Source organism: Anaerosphaera aminiphila DSM 21120, assembly GCF_900129925.1.
In the GTDB taxonomy this organism is placed as follows: Bacteria; Bacillota; Clostridia; order Tissierellales; family Peptoniphilaceae; genus Anaerosphaera; species Anaerosphaera aminiphila.
In genome coordinates this window covers 102748-122723 of the sequence record NZ_FQXI01000004.1, presented here as the reverse complement: position 1 = coordinate 122723, position 19976 = coordinate 102748, and the positions used below count along the sequence as shown (strand labels likewise).

At 31.8% G+C, this 19976-nt stretch carries 18 protein-coding genes; 14 read left to right on the top strand and 4 right to left on the bottom strand.

What is annotated here, in order from left to right; all coding sequences use genetic code 11:
* A partial coding sequence (locus BUB47_RS04325; protein WP_143270602.1) for a helix-turn-helix domain-containing protein occupies positions 1-228 on the bottom strand: 228 nt, incomplete at its 3' end.
* A gap of 223 nt (positions 229-451) precedes the next feature.
* On the opposite strand from BUB47_RS04325, the gene BUB47_RS04320 reads away from it, so the two are divergent.
* The 3 genes from BUB47_RS04320 to BUB47_RS04310 are packed head-to-tail and all read left to right on the top strand — an operon-like array spanning position 452 to position 4290.
* Positions 452-2806, top strand: a complete 2355-nt coding sequence (locus tag BUB47_RS04320) for an ABC transporter permease (RefSeq protein ID WP_073184108.1) — start codon at positions 452-454, stop codon at positions 2804-2806.
* 24 nt (positions 2807-2830) lie between these two features.
* Entirely contained in the window at positions 2831-3460 is a 630-nt protein-coding gene (locus BUB47_RS04315; RefSeq protein ID WP_073184106.1) for a response regulator transcription factor, read from the top strand.
* Positions 3448-4290: a sensor histidine kinase gene (locus BUB47_RS04310; protein ID WP_073184104.1), complete on the top strand. Its 843-nt coding sequence runs from the start codon at positions 3448-3450 to the stop codon at positions 4288-4290. Before BUB47_RS04315 ends, BUB47_RS04310 begins: the two co-directional genes overlap by 13 nt.
* Before the next feature lie 26 nt (positions 4291-4316).
* On the opposite strand, the gene BUB47_RS04305 is transcribed toward BUB47_RS04310, so the two are convergent.
* The 3 genes from BUB47_RS04305 to BUB47_RS04295 are packed head-to-tail and all read right to left on the bottom strand — an operon-like array spanning position 4317 to position 6408.
* Complete coding sequence (locus tag BUB47_RS04305; RefSeq protein WP_073184102.1) at positions 4317-4715, bottom strand: DUF1093 domain-containing protein; 399 nt, start codon at positions 4713-4715, stop codon at positions 4317-4319.
* Between the two features lie 18 nt (positions 4716-4733).
* Positions 4734-5477, bottom strand: a complete 744-nt coding sequence (locus BUB47_RS04300) for an ABC transporter permease (protein WP_073184100.1) — start codon at positions 5475-5477, stop codon at positions 4734-4736.
* Between the two features lie 4 nt (positions 5478-5481).
* Complete coding sequence (locus BUB47_RS04295; protein ID WP_073184098.1) at positions 5482-6408, bottom strand: ABC transporter ATP-binding protein; 927 nt, start codon at positions 6406-6408, stop codon at positions 5482-5484.
* A gap of 229 nt (positions 6409-6637) precedes the next feature.
* On the opposite strand from BUB47_RS04295, the gene BUB47_RS04290 reads away from it, so the two are divergent.
* The 11 genes from BUB47_RS04290 to BUB47_RS04240 all read left to right on the top strand — a co-directional run bounded on the left by BUB47_RS04290 (position 6638) and on the right by BUB47_RS04240 (position 19970).
* A complete protein-coding gene (locus BUB47_RS04290; protein ID WP_073184096.1) occupies positions 6638-8218 on the top strand; it encodes an S-layer homology domain-containing protein in 1581 nt (526 codons plus the stop codon).
* 79 nt (positions 8219-8297) lie between these two features.
* Entirely contained in the window at positions 8298-8903 is a 606-nt protein-coding gene (locus BUB47_RS04285; protein ID WP_234945630.1) for a TVP38/TMEM64 family protein, read from the top strand.
* Between the two features lie 103 nt (positions 8904-9006).
* Complete coding sequence (locus BUB47_RS04280) at positions 9007-9363, top strand: class II SORL domain-containing protein (RefSeq protein WP_073184094.1); 357 nt, start codon at positions 9007-9009, stop codon at positions 9361-9363.
* A 326-nt stretch (positions 9364-9689) separates the two neighbouring features.
* Complete coding sequence (locus BUB47_RS04275; protein WP_073184092.1) at positions 9690-11558, top strand: HlyD family efflux transporter periplasmic adaptor subunit; 1869 nt, start codon at positions 9690-9692, stop codon at positions 11556-11558.
* Between the two features lie 29 nt (positions 11559-11587).
* Positions 11588-12268 carry an ABC transporter ATP-binding protein gene (locus tag BUB47_RS04270; protein ID WP_073184090.1) on the top strand — a complete coding sequence of 227 codons (681 nt, stop codon included), beginning with the start codon at positions 11588-11590 and terminating at the stop codon, positions 12266-12268.
* Entirely contained in the window at positions 12268-13521 is a 1254-nt protein-coding gene (locus BUB47_RS04265) for an ABC transporter permease (protein WP_073184088.1), read from the top strand. The genes BUB47_RS04270 and BUB47_RS04265 overlap by 1 nt, the downstream gene beginning before the upstream one ends.
* Before the next feature lie 193 nt (positions 13522-13714).
* Entirely contained in the window at positions 13715-14971 is a 1257-nt protein-coding gene (locus tag BUB47_RS04260) for an ABC transporter permease (protein ID WP_073184086.1), read from the top strand.
* Between the two features lie 94 nt (positions 14972-15065).
* A complete protein-coding gene (locus BUB47_RS04255) occupies positions 15066-16199 on the top strand; it encodes a THUMP domain-containing class I SAM-dependent RNA methyltransferase (protein WP_073184084.1) in 1134 nt (377 codons plus the stop codon).
* A gap of 90 nt (positions 16200-16289) precedes the next feature.
* Positions 16290-17378, top strand: coding sequence for a SpoIIE family protein phosphatase (locus tag BUB47_RS04250; protein ID WP_073184082.1), 1089 nt, complete (start codon positions 16290-16292; stop codon positions 17376-17378).
* A gap of 1 nt (position 17379) precedes the next feature.
* A complete protein-coding gene (locus BUB47_RS04245) occupies positions 17380-18618 on the top strand; it encodes a glucose-6-phosphate isomerase (protein ID WP_073184081.1) in 1239 nt (412 codons plus the stop codon).
* A gap of 209 nt (positions 18619-18827) precedes the next feature.
* A complete protein-coding gene (locus tag BUB47_RS04240; protein ID WP_073184079.1) occupies positions 18828-19970 on the top strand; it encodes an acyl-CoA dehydrogenase in 1143 nt (380 codons plus the stop codon).
* The last annotated feature ends 6 nt before the right edge of the window (positions 19971-19976 follow it).

The window sequence follows — 19976 nt, the reverse complement described above, 5'->3', positions numbered from 1 at the left end:
CTTCAAGCCATCAGTAATTTTAGACTTTCTACCCTTTTTCATAGAAAGTTCTTGGTAGTACTTTTGAGAATCTACTGCTGAATATTCGGCTTTACACCTTTTAAGTTCTCGACTAATTGTTGAATGATGAAACCCTAATATATTGGCAATTTTTCTAGCAGAATATCCTTCTTTATTCAACACTTCTATTTTATTTCTATCATCCATGGTAAGATATTTATGACTCATAACAGATTCCTTTCGTGATTGTTTTTTGTGGTAATTAACATTTTACACGAAATACAAATTTGTTATGAGTTTTTATTTTAGGTGTCGCATTTAATTTTACAATCTATCAAAGGGAAATAAGAGGAGAAATAATATATTAATTCTTGCCATTGCTCTAACTTGTATACTCTTCACTACAATGTTTACTATGCTCTTTGGCTTTAAAAATATTTATGGTGAGAGTATGGCAAGAAAATTGGGAGGAAGAGAAGAAGCAACAATTGAACTTCTTTCTAAGGAAATGGCAGAAGAGTTAAAAAGCGACACAAAACTTAAAGGTGTAGCAGAGGGAGTTAAAATAGGAACTATTACATCTCCAAAACTTGCAGGAGAATTAATTGAAATTCAATGGGGAGATGAGCAGTTTTTAAAAAATAGATTTGTAAATTTAGTAGAGGGAAAGTATCCTGAAAAATTAGGGGATATTGTAATGGATACTCAGTCATTGGAATATCTTGGATATCCTGCTAAAATCGGAACAAAAATGAATTTAAACTTTGAATTTATGGATAAGAGGGGAAATGAATATGACCATTCAATTCAAAGTAGAGAATACACTCTATGCGGATATTATAAAGCGCCAATAGAAAGTGATACTTATAAGGGTCAGTCCTATATTTCAAAAGAGGATTTAGATAGTTTAAATGTTTCAAAATACAATTATGTCCTTGGAATTAATAATATGAACAAATGGAACCTAAGGGAAAATATTAGTTCAATAGTTAAAAGTCATGGCATGGAAATAGAAGAAGATTATGCTACTTACAAACCTGGAAAGGTAAAAGTGGGAATAAATCCTGCAAATGAATTAAATATTTCTAATTTAGATATTTCTGTAGTAATTGCAGCAGTAATATTTTTAATACTGGTAATGGGAATGGGATACCTTTTAATTTACAATGTGCTTTCAATTTCAGTAGTTGAGGACATTAAGCTCTATGGACTGTTAAAGACAATAGGAGCAACTTCAAAACAGCTAAAGAAAATACTTATAAAACAGTGTTTATATTTATGTGTAGTTGGAATTCCCGTTGGAATATTAATTGGATATTTTGTAGGGAGGGGATTTTTACCTCTTATACTTAGAGAGATGAGCTATGATGGAAAGGGAATGATTGAAAACATTTCTTACTTTAATTTTGGAATAATAATATTTTCAGCGCTATTTTCAGTCCTTACAATTTATATATCCTGTTTAAAACCTGCTAAAATGTTAAAAAAATTAAATCCCATTGAATCTGTAAATTATCAAAAGATAAATTCTAAGGGAAGTAAAAAAGTTCCAAAGATTTCAACTCTTTCAAAGAGATATGCCTACGAAAGCAAGGGAAGATTTTTTATAGTGTTGCTTTCAATTGCAATGTCTATAGGAATATTAAACACAGCATTATCTGTTGCCACAAGACTGGACGTTGAAAATATGTATAGCGATGAACTAAAGACAGATTATCTTGTAGCTGACGGAAGTTATTTTAGGTATGAATATGGAGCAAAAGCCAAAAACATAGTTGATGAAAATTTAATTAAAGACATTGAAAGTCAAAGTGGCTTTATCAATGGGGGAAGGATTCTCTTTAATGGATATAGGTCAGATAACAGCGGCGTTTGGAAATACCATTTAAAAGATAGTGAATACTTTCCTGTGTTTTATGGAATGGATAAATATTTATTAAGTAAACAAAATTATTTTGAAGGAGGAGTAAGTGAAGAGCCAAATTCTATTTACTATAGTACCTATGAAGATTATTATTCAAAGGGAGAAAATTTATATTCAGTTGGAGATACAGTAACGGTTACATTAGGAGATGGTAGCCTGAAGGAATATAAAATTGCAGGAGTAATAGAGACAAGTCCTTCAAACAATGCCAGATATTTTGTAATGATAAATAGAGAGGGAGTTGAACCTACAGGGAATAGAGAAGAAGATGCAAAAAATGAAGTGGAGACACCAAATTTTTATTTAAATACAGCTGACTATATTGACTTAATAGGTGAAGCACCTGTTATGACCTATAGTTTTGATATTGAAGACAGTGCAAGGGAAAGTTTTGCAAAATATATGGATAGTAAACTTGAAGAAAATCCAAGACTTAGATACGATTCCATGGATACAAAGATGAAAGATGGAGAGAAGTTTAAAAGTGCAATACTTTTAATGGGAGCTACTATTTCTGTAATTTTAGTAATACTGGGCTGTTTAAATATGGTAAATTTACTCACTACTAATTTGATTAAAAACAGAAGAGAGTATGGAATACTTGAGGCAATAGGACTGGACAACAAACAAAGAAAGAAGATGTTTTTATTGCAGGGACTTGCCTTTGTAGTACCTTCACTAATTTTGGGAATAGTTGTATCAGTGATTTCAGAACTTACAATTGTAAGTGGAGTTGGAAATTACTTGCCAATGAAAGGTGGAATGTCCTTTTTAGGAATTGGAATACTTTCTCCAATACTAATACTAATCGCAATATTTTTACCATATAGACTTCAAAAGAGAGAAGAAAGTCGCTCATTAATAGATAGAATCAACAATTAATGGTAAAATAAAAATGGTGATGTTATGAAACTTTTAATAGTTGAAGATGATATAGTTTTATCTCAAGGTTTGAATATATTTTTCCAAAATAGATACAGTGTAACTCTTGCCAAAAATTTAAGTGAGGCAAGAGTTATCTTGCGTGAAAATAGTTTTCCCCTTATGATTTTAGATTTAAATCTGCCTGATGGAGATGGACTTGCGTTTTGCAGAGAGTGTAAAGAAAAGTACAATATGGGGATAGTCATATTGACAGCTAGAGACTTAGAAGAAGATGAAGTAAGAGGTCTTAAATTCGGAGCTGACGACTATATTACAAAGCCCTTTAAACTTTCCATACTGGACGTGAGACTTGAAGCTGTTGGAAAGAGATATAAAGCAGAAAAGGTAGAAAAATATATTTTTGACTTTGAAAGGCAGAAATTTACAGTTGAGGAAAGGGAAATCTCACTTACTCAAACAGAACAAAGACTTTTAAAGTTGTTAATTGAAAATAAGGGAAGAGTAGTTACTAAGGAAATTATAATGGAGAAAATTTGGTATGACAGCGAAACTGACAATATTATTTCCGTAACACTTAATCGCCTGAGAAAAAAAGTTGGTGATGATTTAATAACAAATCACTATGGAGTGGGATATTCATGGAATGGATAATTGGATTTTTAATTTTAATAATTATTGTTTTAGTTATAGTTAATTTAAAATTTAAGAGAGAACTTAATTTAATAGACAGTATTTTAGATGGAAGTATTCTTCAAGAGGAATTTGATGAAAAAATGGTATCTAAATTAATAACTAAACTAAAAAAGAAAGTTCAAGCACTAGATTTAAGGGAAGAAGAGGCGATGTCTCAAAAATCTAACACCCAATCCTTGATTTCAGATATTTCTCATCAGACAAAAACTCCACTTTCAAATATAAGTATGTATATTGACTTAATGGAGAGGGGAAAAACTTTAGAATACCTGCCAATTTTAAAATCTCAAACAGATAAGCTGATTTTTTTAAATGAACAGCTAATAAAGGGCTCAAGACTTGAACAGGGCATGATAGCACTTCACAGAGAACCTGTTTTACTTACTGATTTAATAAACACTGCATCAGCAAGTGAGAATATAAAGGTAAATTTAAAAGACAGTGATTTAAGAGTATTCGTAGATGAAAAGTGGACATTAGAGGCAATTTCAAACGTCTTTAACAATGCAAAAAAGTATGGAAGTAAAGAACTTAACATAAATATAAAGAGGGGCTCAGTCTATTGTTACATATCTATAGAAGATGAAAATAAACTTATACCGGAAAGTGAATACAGCAAAATTTTTCAAAGGTTTTACAGAGGTAGTGATATAGAAAATCAAGAGGGCTATGGTCTGGGACTTTATATATCAAGAGAAATTTTACTTTCAGAAGGTGGAGGAATAAAAATTCAAAGGGGAAATTCGGGAAATATATTTTTGATAACTTTACCACTATATTTAGATTAAAAAACACCTGCATTAGCAGGCGTTTTTTAGTTGCTTTCTTCAATTAATTTTAAAATGTTTTCAGGGACGTCTTCTTTTGAGATAATTTTTTGACCTGTAGAAAGTTGTTTACTCATTTCTACTTTTAGATAAGTGCCCGGCTTATAGTATTCTTCCGGATTGTCAGAGATTACTTCAAATTCTGCTATTCTCTCATTACCACTTTCATTGTAGACTTTAATGTTATATTCTTTGCCATATCCCATTTCTCTATTTTTGTCACCGTATAGCATTTTAGGCTCCATAGACATAGTTGTAGGGATTTTTCCATAGTAGGTAGAGGCGACGTATCTGTCGTTATAGTACTTTTTTGCATTTACAGTTCCAAAGCCTATAGTTATTAAAAGAACAATAACTACAAGAGCATATTTAATTGTTTTATTCATAAATCCTCCTTTTAGAATTTAGTCAAAATTTAATTCTCTGGTTTTAAATATTTGTATAGATAAAAGTGTTGGGATAAATATATAAGCTATACAAATTAATAGAGCTAATACATCTACTTCCCCTATAATTAAAGAGGAGGTGAAATTTGCAGATGCATTTGATAAAAATATAGGTTCATATATGGCACCACTTATTGACATTGCATTTAGAGCAACGGAGCCAATAGATTTTACAAATCCAACTATTAGTAGTAAGACTACTACTATAGAAGGCGCTGTGTTTTGAGTTAAATAAACTATTATTGAACCTATAGCACAAAAGCCTAAAACATTAATATAGTTTCCTAAAACTTGCAAAAATATTAAATTAGTTTGCTCAGGTGAGAAAGTATAGCCAAGTATTTTACACTCTCCAATTAAAACAACTGTTAGAAAAATATATGCAAGTAGTGTCAAAAACCATATAATTATTTGTTTTGAAAGAACTATCTTTTTTCTAGACTGTCCCGTTGCAATAGTTGCAACTAGAGCTTTAGACTTAAAGTCGTCAAGGTAGACAAAAGAAAATACCAGTACTCCAACAAATACAACTGATAAATTTAGTGCAGTAATAACTGTCTGTAGGTAAAAACCTGCAGTTTTATCAGGCGAATTTACAACAAATAAAACAATAAATGGCAATATAACAGCTGCTAATAAAAGTAAATAGGTAATTTTTTTGTGAAAAATTCGATATAGTTCTGCGTTTATATATTTTGACATTTTATCAACCTCCTATAATATCGAAAAAATAATCTTCCAGTGTGTGAATCTTAGGGTTTAGCTTAAAGAGATTAATATTATTTTCTACTAGCTTTTTAGCTAAGTCATTAGATTTAACTGTAGGGGAGTTAATAATTATCTCCTCTTCATTTTTTAAAGTAATGTTTTCAACTCCCAAGCTCTCAAGAATATTAATAGTTTTTGTAACATCGTCTACTTCCAGCACTATTGAGGTAATATCTTCATGCTTAAATTCATTTTGATTGATTTCTTTTACAAGTTTACCTTCATTTAAAAATCCAAAGGTAGTTGCCACCATTTCCAACTCATTTAAAATATGAGAGGAGATAATAAAAGTTATTCCATTTTCTTCATGAAGCTTTTTTATAATTTTTCTTATTTCAACAATTCCCTCAGGGTCCAGTCCGTTTACAGGTTCATCTAAAATAATTAATTCTGGATTTCCTATAAGTGCATTTGCCAAGCCAAGACGTTGTTTCATTCCAAGAGAAAATGCAGAAAATGGTTTTTTAACATCTTTTAGTCCAACAAGTTCTAAGAGTTTTGGTATTTCTTTTGAATTGGAGACACCTTTGATTTTGGAGTAGTATTTTAAATTTTCTTTAGCAGTTAAATAGGGAAAGAAAACCGGACCTATGAAACTGCCGATTTTTTTTCGGGAAATGGTGTTATTTTTCTCTGAGGAATTTCCGAAGAGAGACACATTTCCTGAAGTGGCATTTGTAAGTCCAAGGAGTATTTTAAAAAGTGTAGTCTTGCCTGCTCCGTTTTTTCCAACAAGACCATAGATGTCGCCTTTATATACACTCATATCAACGCTGTCTACAGCCGTTGAATTTGAATGTTTTTTTGAAACACTATTAGTTTTAATTAATAAATTTTTATCTTCATATTTTACTTTATCATTCATAATATTCCTTTCTTTCCTTGAATAAGCTATTTGGATTTTGTAAATTTAACTAGTAGAGTATAACAAGATATGAATTGCGAAACAAACAAAAAAATAGTTAAAATGTCAAAGAACCGAGAAAAATGATAATAAGACAAAGCAAAATACTTTCGCATATGTAATGTGAATTTAACTAACAAAAGTGCTAAATATACTATATAATAGTAATATTAAAAGGGGTGGAAAGACAATGTTGAAGAGAACGGGGAAAATATTTGCAGTTTTGTGTTTAATAGTTACACTCTTTGTGGGAAAAGTATATGCAAAAGAAGATATTCAGGTTGTATTTGAACAGCCAGCAATTTATTCAGCATCAGCGGGAGATATTTTAAACTATAAATTAAATATAAGCCTACCTGACAATTATGAGAATGATTATAGATCTTTTGCCATTACAGTTTTAATGGATTCTAACTTACAAGTTACTGAAAAGAACTTATCAGGCGTGGAATTAAAAACCGGAAAAATTGATTTGAGCTTAACTAATGTAAAGAAGAATACACAAGACCTTGTCACTTTATCTGTAAATGATACAGCTTCATTAAATGGAGTGAAGGAGTTAAGTGTAAACATTAAAGCTAAGGTAAAAAACAATATTAAGGGAGAAGATGCTCTTAAAAACTCTTTTGTGCTAACTTATGTTGATAAGACCGGAAATGAAAACTCAGGACAAACTAATTTAGAGAGCAATACAAAAACTCAAGATGGAGATATGACAGTATACAGTATATACAACAACTCCACTGTAGTAACGGGAAAAACAGAGAAGAGTGCAAAGGTAAAAGTTTTTAAAGGCACTGAAGTTTTAGGGGAAGCAACAAGTGACACAGAGGGAAATTTTAAAGTTACTATAAAACCTCAGGAAGTTGGAACAGAGCTAAATATTGTGGGGTATTTTAAAAAAGATAAGGAAGACAAAACAGCCAGCAGTATAATACTTGTAAAAGATGTGAAAGATTCCTATGATACAGAGCCCTTAATTGACGATGGAATGAAGACTACCGTAGACGAGGATATGGAAGTTTTAAATGACTATTATTCAATGGCTAAGAGTATGAACATATCAAATGTAGATAAAGAAGATGCAGCCAGAATTACTGCAGCAATTGCCAACGCACAGTATATAAAAATAAAATCTGATGTAGTGCAATCTGAAATATCTGATGCAATTGAAAAATTAAACATTGGAATTAAAGAAATTAGAGTGCCAATTATGAACGGTCGAGCTAAAGATAAATTTGGACCTAAAGAAGAAATGAAGAGATCAGAAGTGGCAAGTGTATTTGCAAAAATTTATGCAGGTGAAGAATCTACCGGAACATATTCCAGCTTTAAAGATGTGAAACAGACAGCATGGTATGCAGATGCAGTTGGATTTATGGAAAAAAATGAATTTATTGCGGGCTATAAAGACGGAGAATTTAAACCTGATAAATCTATTACTCGTGCAGAATTTGCAAGTGTCTTAGTTAAAGTGGCAGATTTAGAAAGAGAATCAAGTGCGGTTATATTTAAGGACATAAAGTCTAACTTCTGGGGAAAAGATGCAATAGACATAGTGACTTCTAACGGACTTATGAATGGGAGAAGTAAAGACAAATTTGCTCCAAATGAGCCTATTAACAGAGCAGAAGTGGCAACTGTACTAAATAAGTTGCTAGATAGAGAGCCTAATAAGGAGTTTATAGATAAATACAGCAAGAATCCTTTTAAAGACGTTGCCAAGACGTTCTGGGCATACTATGAAATAATGGAAGTTACAGGAAATTAAAAATATCTTAAAGAATTCTTAATATTTTAAAAACAATTAATTAATAAGTTTAGTGTATATTATATTTAAGGTGATAGTTGTGAAAGTTAAAGATTTCAAATTTATTAAAAGTAGCACAATTATAAATATAATTACTATTATTGGTTTGTTTTTATCTATATTTTTAATGTTTTGGGGATATAAAGCTGGACTCTTTACGTCTCAAGAAAGGCTTAATGCGTTTTTATTAAATCTTGGAACATTTGGACCCTTGATTTTTATATTGCTTCAAGTAGTTCAAGTGGTAATACCTGTAATACCCGGAGGTGTTTCCAGTATTGCCGGGGTTTTAATATTTGGACCCTTTAGAGGAACGATATATAACTATGTTGGAATAGTGACAGGCTCTTTTATAAATTATTTTTTAGCTAGATACTACGGAAGAGGTTTTGTTACAAATATAATTGGAAGTAAAAAAATGGATTCTTATACAAAGTATTTGTCAAAGGGAAAGAAATTTGATAACTTTTTTGCACTGGCTATATTTTTACCCATAGCACCTGATGATGTACTGTGCCTATTTGCAGGACTTTTAAACATGAATATAGTTAAATTTACATTGATAATATTGTTTTTAAAACCATGGAGTTTGTTAATTTACACTTTAGGTGGTAAATATTTTTTAACGAAATTTTTATTTAATTAAAGTAGGTTTACTTATTTGTTAAAAATGGTGTAAATAATTGGATAAGGGGTAACAATATAGAGTAAATAAAGATATGTAATATATAAATTTGGGAGGTATAAAATTGAAAAAAATAACTGAAACTGTACAAGCAGGAGATTGGAAAAACGAAAAACACGTACCTGTAATTCATGCAGAAAATGCAGGAGAAGAATTGGTAATTAAAGCTATGGTAGGTGAAGAAATAGAACATCCAAATACATTAGAGCATCATATTGGTTGGATAAAATTATTTTTCCAACCAGAGGGAGCAAAATTTCCAATAGAAGTGGGATCTTTTGACTTCAAAGCTCATGGTGAAGAAGAACTATTTACAAAACCTGAAGTAGAAGCACATATAAAGACAAATAAAAAAGGCACTGTATATGCAATAAGCTATTGCAATATTCATGGTCTTTGGGAAAATTCTCTGGAAATTTAATAAAACTTTAAATTATAAGAGCATAGAGTACTTATGTTAAAGTATTTATAAACCTTGCAAAAATTTGCAGGGTTTATTTTTTTTTAATATTTTACTGTTCTTTGTTTGATTATCATAAAATAATATTATTTTTAATGTGTCTCTGTAGCAAAGCTAATTTACTAAAAGTAAAAAAAATGATATAATAAAACGTCGAATGGTTAAAATTATTTAAGGAGTTTTAAATCTTTGATAAAATTTAGAAGTTTGTTAAATGATTCTTAATTATTATGCTGTATAATTGATTATTATAATTGAGGTATACATAATTTAACGGGAGGCTAAGAGTGGAGAAAGTAAAAAGTGTATTAGGAAAAGTTAAAGGATTCATAATTAGAAATAAAAAGAAAATAATAATAGTAGCCATAGTTTTAATTGCAGTTTGGTTTTTATTTTTTAGATCAAAGGGGAAAAGTGACTATACAGTAGTTTCCAAATCAGATACAGTTTCACTTACAAGAGAAGATTTTACAAGCTCAGTTAGTGAAACAGGAAAAGTAAAAAGTGAAAAATCAAATCCGATTTATCCGGAGAAGGCATTGCCAATTTCTGAAATAAACGTAAAGGTCGGAGATGTTGTAAGTGAAGGAGATGTTATTGCAAGACTTGATGACTCTACAATAAGACAACAAATTGCTCAAACACAAGCAACTATTGGAGCAACTAGTAAAAGTGCAGGAGCTCAAATAGACAGTGCAAAAACCCAACTAGATGGAGCACTAAAAAACAGAGAAAAGGGAACAGATGCTGCTATATCAGGAGCAGATAGTAGTGTTGACAGTGCCTATGATGCATGGCAATCTGCTGAAAAAACCTACCAAGATTTTAGAAAATCTTTAGATGAAAGATATAATGACGCATTAATTGCAGCAGAATCGTCAGAAGAAACAACAAATAGCGGAGTGCAGAGTGCAGAGTTAAACTACACACAAGCTCAAGAAGAACTAAGAGAAACACAAGACACAGCAAGTAAGAACAGAGAATGGGCTAGAGATGAACAAAGAACAGTAGATAGATTAGATGATGAAATTAAAAGTTTAGGAATGCAAGCTAAGAATACTAATACTGGTAGTGGTAATGTTGCAACTGGAGCTTTAGAAAGTGATGTTCCAACTTCTGGTACTAGATTAACAGATGCACAGACCGAATTAACAGAAGCTAAAAGTAAATTAGCAAAATATGAAGCAGCAGCAGAAGCGGCTGAAAATTCAATATCAACTTATGAGAGAAAAGTTGAACAAATGAGACTTGCACTAGAAACTGCAAGAAAAACTGAAGAAACAGATAAAAATAAGACAGAGAGAAATGAAAAGTCCAGAGAAGATCAACTTGAAACATATAGAAAAGCTGCTGAAAGCGCAAAGAATTCCTATGACAATGCACTTAAGAACTTAGAAGTTACAAGAGTTAGTTCTGAAGATCAAGTAAAGGCCTTGGAAAACAGTTTAAAAATTGCACAGGCAAGTGGAGATACTTCAACGAGCCAAGTAAGTCTTAAATATCTATATGAAGATCTTGATAAGACAGTAATAAGAGCACCTATCTCAGGTACTGTTACAGCAGAAAATATGGAGTTAGGACAAACTCCTACTGGTTCTCTATGTACCATTGAAACTGTAGATGATCAAGTTATTGAAAGTAGTGTAAAAGAATTTGACTTAAATAGCGTTAAAGTTGGAATGAAAGTTATAGTTACAAGTGATGCTCTTGGAAAGTCAAAACCTTTTGAAGGTAGAGTTATTTCAGTTGATCCAGCACCGGCACCAGCAGAAACTCTACCAACAGGAACTTCAGCCGGAAGTGCTAAAAATGTAACTTACAATACTAAGATAAAATTAGATACTCATTCAGAAGAGCTTAAACCGGGAATGACTATCAGAGCAAAATATATACTGGAAGAACAAAAAAATGTTTACTCAATTCCTACTACTGCTATTTATGAAAAAAATGGAAAAGACTTTATATTAGCAGCAACTACAAATAAAAAGGGAACTAAGTTAAAAGAAATAGAAGTAATAACCGGACTGGAAAATGACGTAGAGATAATTATTCAATCTGATAAATTAAAAGATGGAATGGTTGTAATAACTTCTCCGGATAAGTACAGCAGTGAACAGGAAGTTGAATTTGTAGATGATACACAAGTAGATATTTAAGCTTAGTAAAAAAAGCACTGGAGGTATAAATGAGTAAAGTCATTGAGATGAAAGACATAGTAAAAAGGTTTTATATTGGCCAACCAAATGAGCTTGAAATTCTACATGGAATTAACCTAACTGTAAATGATGGAGAATTTATATCTATAGTTGGAGCATCAGGTTCCGGAAAGTCTACTTTTATGAATATAATAGGTGTTTTAGATAGAGCTACTTCTGGTCATTATGAGCTGGCAGGTGTAAATGTGGCAGAGGCTAAAGACAGTGAACTCTCCCAAATTAGAAATAAAAAAATAGGATTTGTATTTCAAAGTTTTAATTTAATACCAAGGTCGAATGCTCAAAAAAATGTGGAACTCCCAATGATTTACGGCAAAGTTCCGGCAAAGGAAAGACATGAAAGATCTATGGAGCTTTTAAAACTTGTTGAAATGGACGACAGAGCTCACCATCAACCTAATGAGCTCTCAGGAGGTCAAAAACAAAGAGTTGCCATAGCAAGGGCAATGGCAACCAACCCTGATATAATCTTGGCAGATGAGCCTACAGGAGCTCTAGATAGTAAGACTGGTAGGGTTGTAATGGATCTATTTCACAGATTAAATGAAAATCAAAAAAAGACTATTATACTAATAACTCACAACAGAGAACTTGCTGATGAAACTGGAAGAATATTAACTATGAGAGATGGATATTTAGAGGAAGATTAATGGATATATTCGAGAGTATAAAGCTTTCAATAGAGGGCTTAAAGACAAATAAAATGCGTTCATTTCTTACAATGCTTGGCATTATAATAGGTATCGCTTCTGTTATTGGGATTATGACTATTGGAGATGCTATGAGTAACTTTGTAAATAGTGAGTTTTCTTCAATGAGTAATCAGTTTGTGATGCTGGTAAGTGAAAAAAATGATTCAGGTGGTACTACTAAAGAGTCAGACTTAATAAATGATACTATGATTGAAAATATTAAAACTAAATTTGGAAATAGAATAAGCGGAATAGAAATTTCCGGACCAACTTTTTCAGGGGAAATAAAAGATGAAAAAAAAGATGCACCTGTTAGAATTAACTCTTCAAGTGAAGGTGCTATGTCAATGAACAACTTAAAAATGCAAGCCGGAAGATTTTTAACTGAAGACGATGTATTAGAAGAAAAAGGCGTTGCAGTAATTTCCTCTGAAGTTGTAAAGGAAATCTTCGGTGGAGACTATGGAAAAGCTATAGGGAGTGAAATAGACGTAGATACTGACAGCAATGGGCTTCAAGTTTTTTCTGTAGTAGGTATTTATAAATATGAAACCAGTACAATGGAAAGCATGATGGGTGGGTCGGCTGATAAGCCAACTACTAATGTGTATATACCTGTTAGTACGGGAAATAGAATTAGTCCCCCTGAAATGGAAGGGTATCAAAGTGTAATGATGTCTGCAAAGGATAGTGGTGATGTAGCAGCTCTTTCGGAAGAAATAGAAAATTATTTAAATGAAAATTACTATGCTGAAAATGAAAACTACAACATAATGATTATGACAGCTGAATCACAACTTAGCAGTATAAACCAAGTAATGGGCACTATGAATATTGCAATAGGTGCTATAGCTGCAATATCTCTTCTAGTTGGAGGAATTGGAGTTATGAATATACTTCTCGTGTCAGTTACTGAGAGAACGAGAGAAATTGGAGTTAGAAAGGCACTTGGAGCTACTAACAGTAACATTAGAAGTCAATTTATTGTAGAGAGTATAATTTTATGTATAATTGGTGGAGCAATTGGAGTTATACTTGGAGGAGGGCTTGGATATGTGGGAAGTTCCCTATTCAAAGCTCCAACAACACCTTCAGTAACGGCAATAATGGTAGCAGTAGGATTTTCTACATTTATCGGGGTGTTCTTTGGATACTACCCTGCAAACAAAGCGGCAAAGTTAAATCCTATAGATGCACTTAGATATGAATAGTTTTATAAATGGACTGTGGTTTTATTTCACGGTCCTTTTATTATAAATTTCATCTAAATATTTGAAATGAACTAAAAATGTCAGATTTTTAAAAACTGTAAAGCAGAAATAAAATTTATTTAGTTTATTTGATAACAATGTGTTAAAGAAATAAATAACACTGTTTAAAGATGAAAATTTTGGAGGAAGATTAATGGATATATTCGAGAGTATAAAGCTTTCAATAGAGGGCTTAAAGACAAATAAAATGCGTTCATTTCTTACAATGCTTGGCATTATAATAGGTATAGCTTCGGTTATAGGTATTATGACAATAGGTGATGCAATGACAAACTTTGTAAACGATGAATTTTCTTCAATGAGTAACCAGTTTCAATTAATGGTAAATCCAAAGGGTGAATCTAATGAGTATAATCCTCAAGAATCAGATATGGTAAGTGATACTATGATTGAAAATATAGAGGAAAAATTTGGAAGTAGATTAGAGGCTATAGTTATTTCAGGACCAAGCTTTAGCGGAGAAGTAAAAGACGACAGGAAAGATGCTCCTATTAGAATTAATTCTACAAGTGAAGGCACTAAGTTAATTAACAATGTAAAAATGCAAGCCGGAAGATTTTTAACTGAAGACGACATATTAGAAGAAAAGGGCGTTGCAGTGATTTCCTCTGAAGTTGTAAAGGAAATATTTGGTGGAGACTACGGAAAGGCACTGGGAAGTGAAATAGACGTAGATACAGACGGCAACGGACTTCAAGTTTTTTCTGTAGTGGGTATTTATAAATATGAAACCAGCACTATGGAAAGTATGATGGGTGGAAATGCTGACAAACCAACAACTAATATATACATACCATATACTGTGGGAAATAGAATTAGTCCTCCGGAAAAAGAAGGCTATGAATACTTAATGATGTCTGCAAAAGACAGTAGTGATGTAGCAGCTCTTTCAAGTGAAATCGTAAAATATTTAAATTCAAATTACTATGCTGAAAATGATAACTATGAAACAACTGTATATACAGCGGAGTCAGAGCTTAGTACCATAAATCAAATGATGAGTACTATGAATATTGCAATAGGAGCTATAGCTGCAATCTCTCTTTTAGTTGGGGGAATTGGAGTTATGAATATACTTCTTGTTTCAGTTACTGAGAGAACGAGAGAAATTGGAGTTAGAAAAGCACTTGGAGCTACTAACAGTAACATTAGAAGTCAATTTATAGTAGAGAGTATAATTTTATGTATAATCGGAGGAGCAATTGGAGTTATACTTGGAGGAGGGCTTGGATATGTGGGAAGTTCCCTATTCAAAGCTCCAACGACACCTTCAATGACAGCAATAATGGTAGCAGTAGGATTTTCTACATTTATTGGTGTGTTCTTTGGATACTACCCTGCAAACAAAGCAGCAAAGTTAAATCCTATAGATGCACTTAGATATGAATAATTTTTAAAATTGGACTGTGAATTTGCTTTCACAGTCTTTTTATTTTTGGTGTATTAAAAAAGATTTCATTGTATAATATTTTAGAGGTGTAAAGATGGATGAAATAAAAATAATAATAACTGTAAACTTTGGGCTTGAAGCCGTTGTCAAAAGAGAACTTTTAAATTTGGGATATGACAACTTGACTGTAGAAGATGGTAGAGTTGAACTTGTTGGAACTCTTAGAGATATAGCTATTTTAAATTTAAGACTTAGAACTGCAGAGAGAATTTTAATAAAACTTGCTTCTTTTGAGGCGCTTACTTTTGAAGAATTATTTGATAAAACTTTTGAGTTGGACTGGAGAGAAATTATATCTAAAGATGGTAATTTTTTAGTTCAAGGTAGAAGTGCAAAGTCAAAATTATTTTCTGTTTCAGATTCTCAGAGAATTGTTGAAAAGGCAATAATTAAAAAACTTCAAACTAAGTACGATATAGAAACTTTTTCAAAAAGCGAAGAGAGATACAAGCTTGAAGTTGCACTTTACAAAGATATAGCAACTATAACATTGGACACCTCTGGAGACGGACTGCACAAGAGGGGATATAGAGAGATGGCTTATAAAGCTCCCATATCAGAGACTATTGCAGCATCTATGGTAATGCTCTCTTATTGGAATGACGAAAGAATGCTATGTGACCCGTTTTGTGGAAGTGGAACTATTCCAATAGAGGCAGCTATGATTGCAAAAAATATTGCCCCGGGAATTACCAGACACTTTGACAGTGAAAAATTTATGTTTATGGACGAAAATATATATAAAGAAGAGAGAGCCAAGTGTTATTCTGAAATAGACTATGATAAAAAACTACAAATTTTTGCAAGTGATATATCTTATAGAGCTATAAGTGTTGCAAAGGCAAATGCCGAAATTTTAGGACTGGAAGAGGACATAAACTTTTTTGTAAAAGACATTAGAGAATTGGATTTGCCAGATGACTATGGCGTTATAATTACAAACCCACCTTACGGAGTTAGAATTGGTGGCGATGAAACTGAAGAACTGGAAGTGGAGCTGGGAAAACTCTATAAGAGCATTCCAACTTGGTCACTTTATGCAATTTCTTCAGATGAGTCTTTTGAGAGAAATTTCGGGAAAAAATCAAATAGAAATAGGAAATTATACAATGGTAGAATAAAAACTTATTACTATCAGTACTATGGACCTAGACCATTAAAAGATTAAATAGGACAGGTTAATTTAAAAATTTTAAAATATGTTTAATCTACAATAAGTAAAATCCATATGTTATAATTTGTTAAAGGAGTTGATGATATGAGTTTTGTTTATAAAGAAGATATTTTTAACAATGCTAAACTTAATTCTCAAGCATTAAATAGCATAGCTGATTTGATAAGGGTTTTAAATGCTAATAATGAAGTTATTTTTGTAAACAAGGCCATGGACGAAGCTCTAAATTGCGAAGTGGGAAAATTTGGAGATTTTACTATAAGCTCTGATATTACTAGAAGAACTATAGAGACAGCAGAGATAATTCAAAGAGAAGAACTACTTTGTGGCAACTACTTTTCAGTGAAGTGTTCTCCAATATTTGGTGAATATGGAGAAATAGTAGGAGCGGTGGAAGTCTTTAGAAATATAACAATGCAAAAAAGTCTTCAAAAAGAAATTGTAGATAAAAATAAAGAACTGACAGAGGAAATGATAAGTGCTCAGAAAATTCAAAATTCTCTACTACCTGAACGAGGTTTTTTTAATAATATAAGCGTGGATTATTTTTATAAGCCATCAAATATTTTAAGTGGAGATATGTTTGATATTTTTAAAATAAATGAGGACAATATTGGAATATATATGGCGGATTCTGTTGGACACGGTTTCGCAGCATCAATGATTACAATGTTTATTAGGATTATTATTAGAAATATCTCCAGTTACAAATTACTGTCTCCTTCAAAGACACTTTCAGAGGTAGCAAAAAAATTTGCGACTTTAAATTTGGACATTGAACTTTATTTTACTTGTTTTTATGGAGTATATAATAAAAAATTGTCTAAATTTACTTTTTCAAATGCAGGGCATTTTCCGGCGCCAATTTTATTTCAGGAAGATGGAGAAATTGAATTGGAGTCTAGCGGATACCCTATAACCAGATATTTTAAAAATGTAAAATATGAAGATAATTCTGTAAAAATAGATAATTTTGACAAAATACTGTTAATGACAGACGGGGTTGTAGATGCACAAAACAAAAGGAAAAAAAACTATGGCTCAGATCAGGTTTTAAATATTATTAGGGACAATTCAATTGATGAATTAAAAATATTAGAAGATGACATAGATAATTTTATTAAGGGAAAGCAAAAAGATGATATGACAGCTTTGCTTTTAAAGGTGTGGTAAGGTGTTAACATTTATAGATGACTATTTAGACGAAGAATTACTAAGAAAAAATAAGGAATTTGTGAAAGAATCTGTAGATAAATTATTAAAAGACTATGAGGGCTTTTTAGGGTGGGTTGATCCTATAAAGCCTAATTTAAACATAGAGGAAGTTTTAAAAGTTACAGAGGAAATTAAAAAAGAGTATGACTGCGTTTTAGTTTGTGCAATAGGTGGTTCTTTTTTGGGCTCTAAGGCAATGATAGATGCCATTTATGGAGAGCTATATAATTTTAAAATAAGTCCGAAGATTATATTTATTGGAAATTCGCTATCTTCAGGTTATGTGGAAGAAGTATTTAAGATAATAAAAGGATACAATACTTGTATGGTGGTAATTTCAAAGTCCGGCACTACCATTGAAACCTCTCTTAACTTTAAAATATTTAAAGATTATTTTTTAAAAGAGTATGGGAACTATAAGGACAGAATATATGTAGTTACCAGTGAACACAAGGGATATCTTAGAAAGGCCACAGATGAAGAAGGATATAAGAGCTTTTTAATTCCCGAAGATGTTGGCGGCAGGTATTCCGTACTTACAAATGCAGGCTTAATACCAATGGCAATAAGTGGATTGGATATAAAAGAAGTCTTAAGGGGAGCAAATGACTTATACAATAAAATAAAAGATGTGAAATATGAAGAAAATCCCTGCGTGAGATATGCTCTGTGCAGATATTTACTCTATAGAGAAGATAAAAATATTGAAATACTCTGTTGTTATGATTCTAAATTTGAATATTTTTCAAAGTGGTATGTTCAACTTTTTGGAGAATCTGAGGGAAAGTCAAAAAATGCAATATTTCCAAGCTACTTAACTTACACTCAGGACTTACACTCTATGGGACAGTACATACAGGAAGGGCCTCAAAATATATTTGAAACAACTATAGATGTAGTATCTTATGAAAGTGATGTAGATGTAAATTTAATAAGTAAAGACTACACGGAGTTAAATGAGTGCAGTTTTAATAAATTAAATAAATTGGTAATGAAAGCTACTAATCTTGCTCACGAAGAGAATGAAGTTAAAAACTTAACAGTGCAAATAGATAGAGTAGATGAGTACAATATGGGACAGCTCTTTTATTTTTTTATGTTTAGTTGTGCAGTTTCGGCAACTTTATTTGGCGTTAATCCATTTAACCAACCTGGAGTTGAAAAATACAAAGATATATTAGAAGAGTTAGTGAGATAGAGTAGATATAAAATTAAAACTTAGAATACAAAAATCTTTTATTATAGAAAGATTTTTTTGTTTTTAGAGAAAATTTAATTATAAAAGTATTTAACTTATAAAAGAATGCTTGAATAAATTGCAACAAGTGGTATAATTAATTTTATGGCATGTTATTTTATTAACATTCTTTTGAAACTGAATTACCAAAAATGTAAGGGGGATTTTAAATGGATTTTATGATGGATAAGGAACACCTTCTACTAAAACAAATGTATGAAGCATTTGCAGAAACGGAAGTAAAACCTGTAGCTCAAGAAACTGACGCAACAGAACAAGTTCCTATGGATAATGTTAGAAAAATGGCTAAATACGGATTTTTCGGTATTCCATTTCCAAAGGAATACGGCGGACAAGGTGCTGACTACATTGCATATGCAATGGCAGTAGAGGAATTATCAAAAAAAGACGCTACAACTGGTGTTATAGTATCAGCTCATACATCACTTTGTGCAGCTCCTATTTATGAAAATGGAACAGAAGAACAAAAGCAAAAGTTTTTACCTGCACTACTAAAGGGAGAAAAAATAGGCGCTTTTGGATTAACTGAACCTGGTGCGGGAACAGATGCTGCAGGACAACAGACAATTGCTACATTAGATGGCGATGAGTACGTACTTAATGGAACAAAAATATTTATAACAAATGCTGGTATTGCAGATATATTTATAATAATAGCTATGACAGATAAAACTAAGGGAACAAGAGGAATTTCAGCATTTATCGTTGAAAAGGGAACTCCTGGATTTAAAGTTGGAGAACCAGAAGACAAAATGGGTATTAGAGGAAGTTCAACTTGTGAATTAATATTTGAAAACTGTAGAATTCCAAAAGAAAATTTACTGGGACGTGAAGGTAAAGGATATGGAATAGCTATGAAGACTCTTGATGGTGGACGTATCGGTATTGCTGCTCAAGCTCTAGGAATTGCTGAGGGAGCTATTGATGAAACTGTTCAATATGTTAAAGAGAGAAAACAATTTGGAAAGAGAATTTCTCAATTCCAAAACACTCAATTTGAACTAGCTGATATGAAAACAAATGCTGAAGCTGCACAACTATTGGTTTACAGAGCTGCTGATATGAAATTTAAGAAACAACCTTATGCACATGCAGCTGCAATGGCTAAGTTATTTGCTTCAGAAACAGCTTCTGATGTTACAAGACGTTGTCTACAATTATTTGGAGGATATGGATACACTAGAGATTATCCAATTGAAAGAATGATGAGAGACGCAAAAATTACAGAAATCTATGAAGGAACTTCCGAAGTAATGAAAATGGTAGTTTCATCATGGATGGGTGTAAATTAATCGGAG

What these genes read in the sequence shown, in the direction of transcription:
- BUB47_RS04320 (WP_073184108.1), top strand. Translation starts at nt 452, where the DNA reads ATGGCAAGAAAATTGGGAGGAAGAGAAGAAGCAACAATTGAACTTCTT.
- BUB47_RS04315 (WP_073184106.1), top strand. Translation starts at nt 2,831, where the DNA reads ATGAAACTTTTAATAGTTGAAGATGATATAGTTTTATCTCAAGGTTTG.
- BUB47_RS04310 (WP_073184104.1), top strand. Translation starts at nt 3,448, where the DNA reads ATGGAATGGATAATTGGATTTTTAATTTTAATAATTATTGTTTTAGTT.
- BUB47_RS04305 (WP_073184102.1), bottom strand. Translation starts at nt 4,715, where the DNA reads ATGAATAAAACAATTAAATATGCTCTTGTAGTTATTGTTCTTTTAATA.
- BUB47_RS04300 (WP_073184100.1), bottom strand. Translation starts at nt 5,477, where the DNA reads ATGTCAAAATATATAAACGCAGAACTATATCGAATTTTTCACAAAAAA.
- BUB47_RS04295 (WP_073184098.1), bottom strand. Translation starts at nt 6,408, where the DNA reads ATGAATGATAAAGTAAAATATGAAGATAAAAATTTATTAATTAAAACT.
- BUB47_RS04290 (WP_073184096.1), top strand. Translation starts at nt 6,638, where the DNA reads ATGTTGAAGAGAACGGGGAAAATATTTGCAGTTTTGTGTTTAATAGTT.
- BUB47_RS04270 (WP_073184090.1), top strand. Translation starts at nt 11,588, where the DNA reads ATGAGTAAAGTCATTGAGATGAAAGACATAGTAAAAAGGTTTTATATT.
- BUB47_RS04265 (WP_073184088.1), top strand. Translation starts at nt 12,268, where the DNA reads ATGGATATATTCGAGAGTATAAAGCTTTCAATAGAGGGCTTAAAGACA.
- BUB47_RS04260 (WP_073184086.1), top strand. Translation starts at nt 13,715, where the DNA reads ATGGATATATTCGAGAGTATAAAGCTTTCAATAGAGGGCTTAAAGACA.
- BUB47_RS04255 (WP_073184084.1), top strand. Translation starts at nt 15,066, where the DNA reads ATGGATGAAATAAAAATAATAATAACTGTAAACTTTGGGCTTGAAGCC.
- BUB47_RS04250 (WP_073184082.1), top strand. Translation starts at nt 16,290, where the DNA reads ATGAGTTTTGTTTATAAAGAAGATATTTTTAACAATGCTAAACTTAAT.
- BUB47_RS04240 (WP_073184079.1), top strand. Translation starts at nt 18,828, where the DNA reads ATGGATTTTATGATGGATAAGGAACACCTTCTACTAAAACAAATGTAT.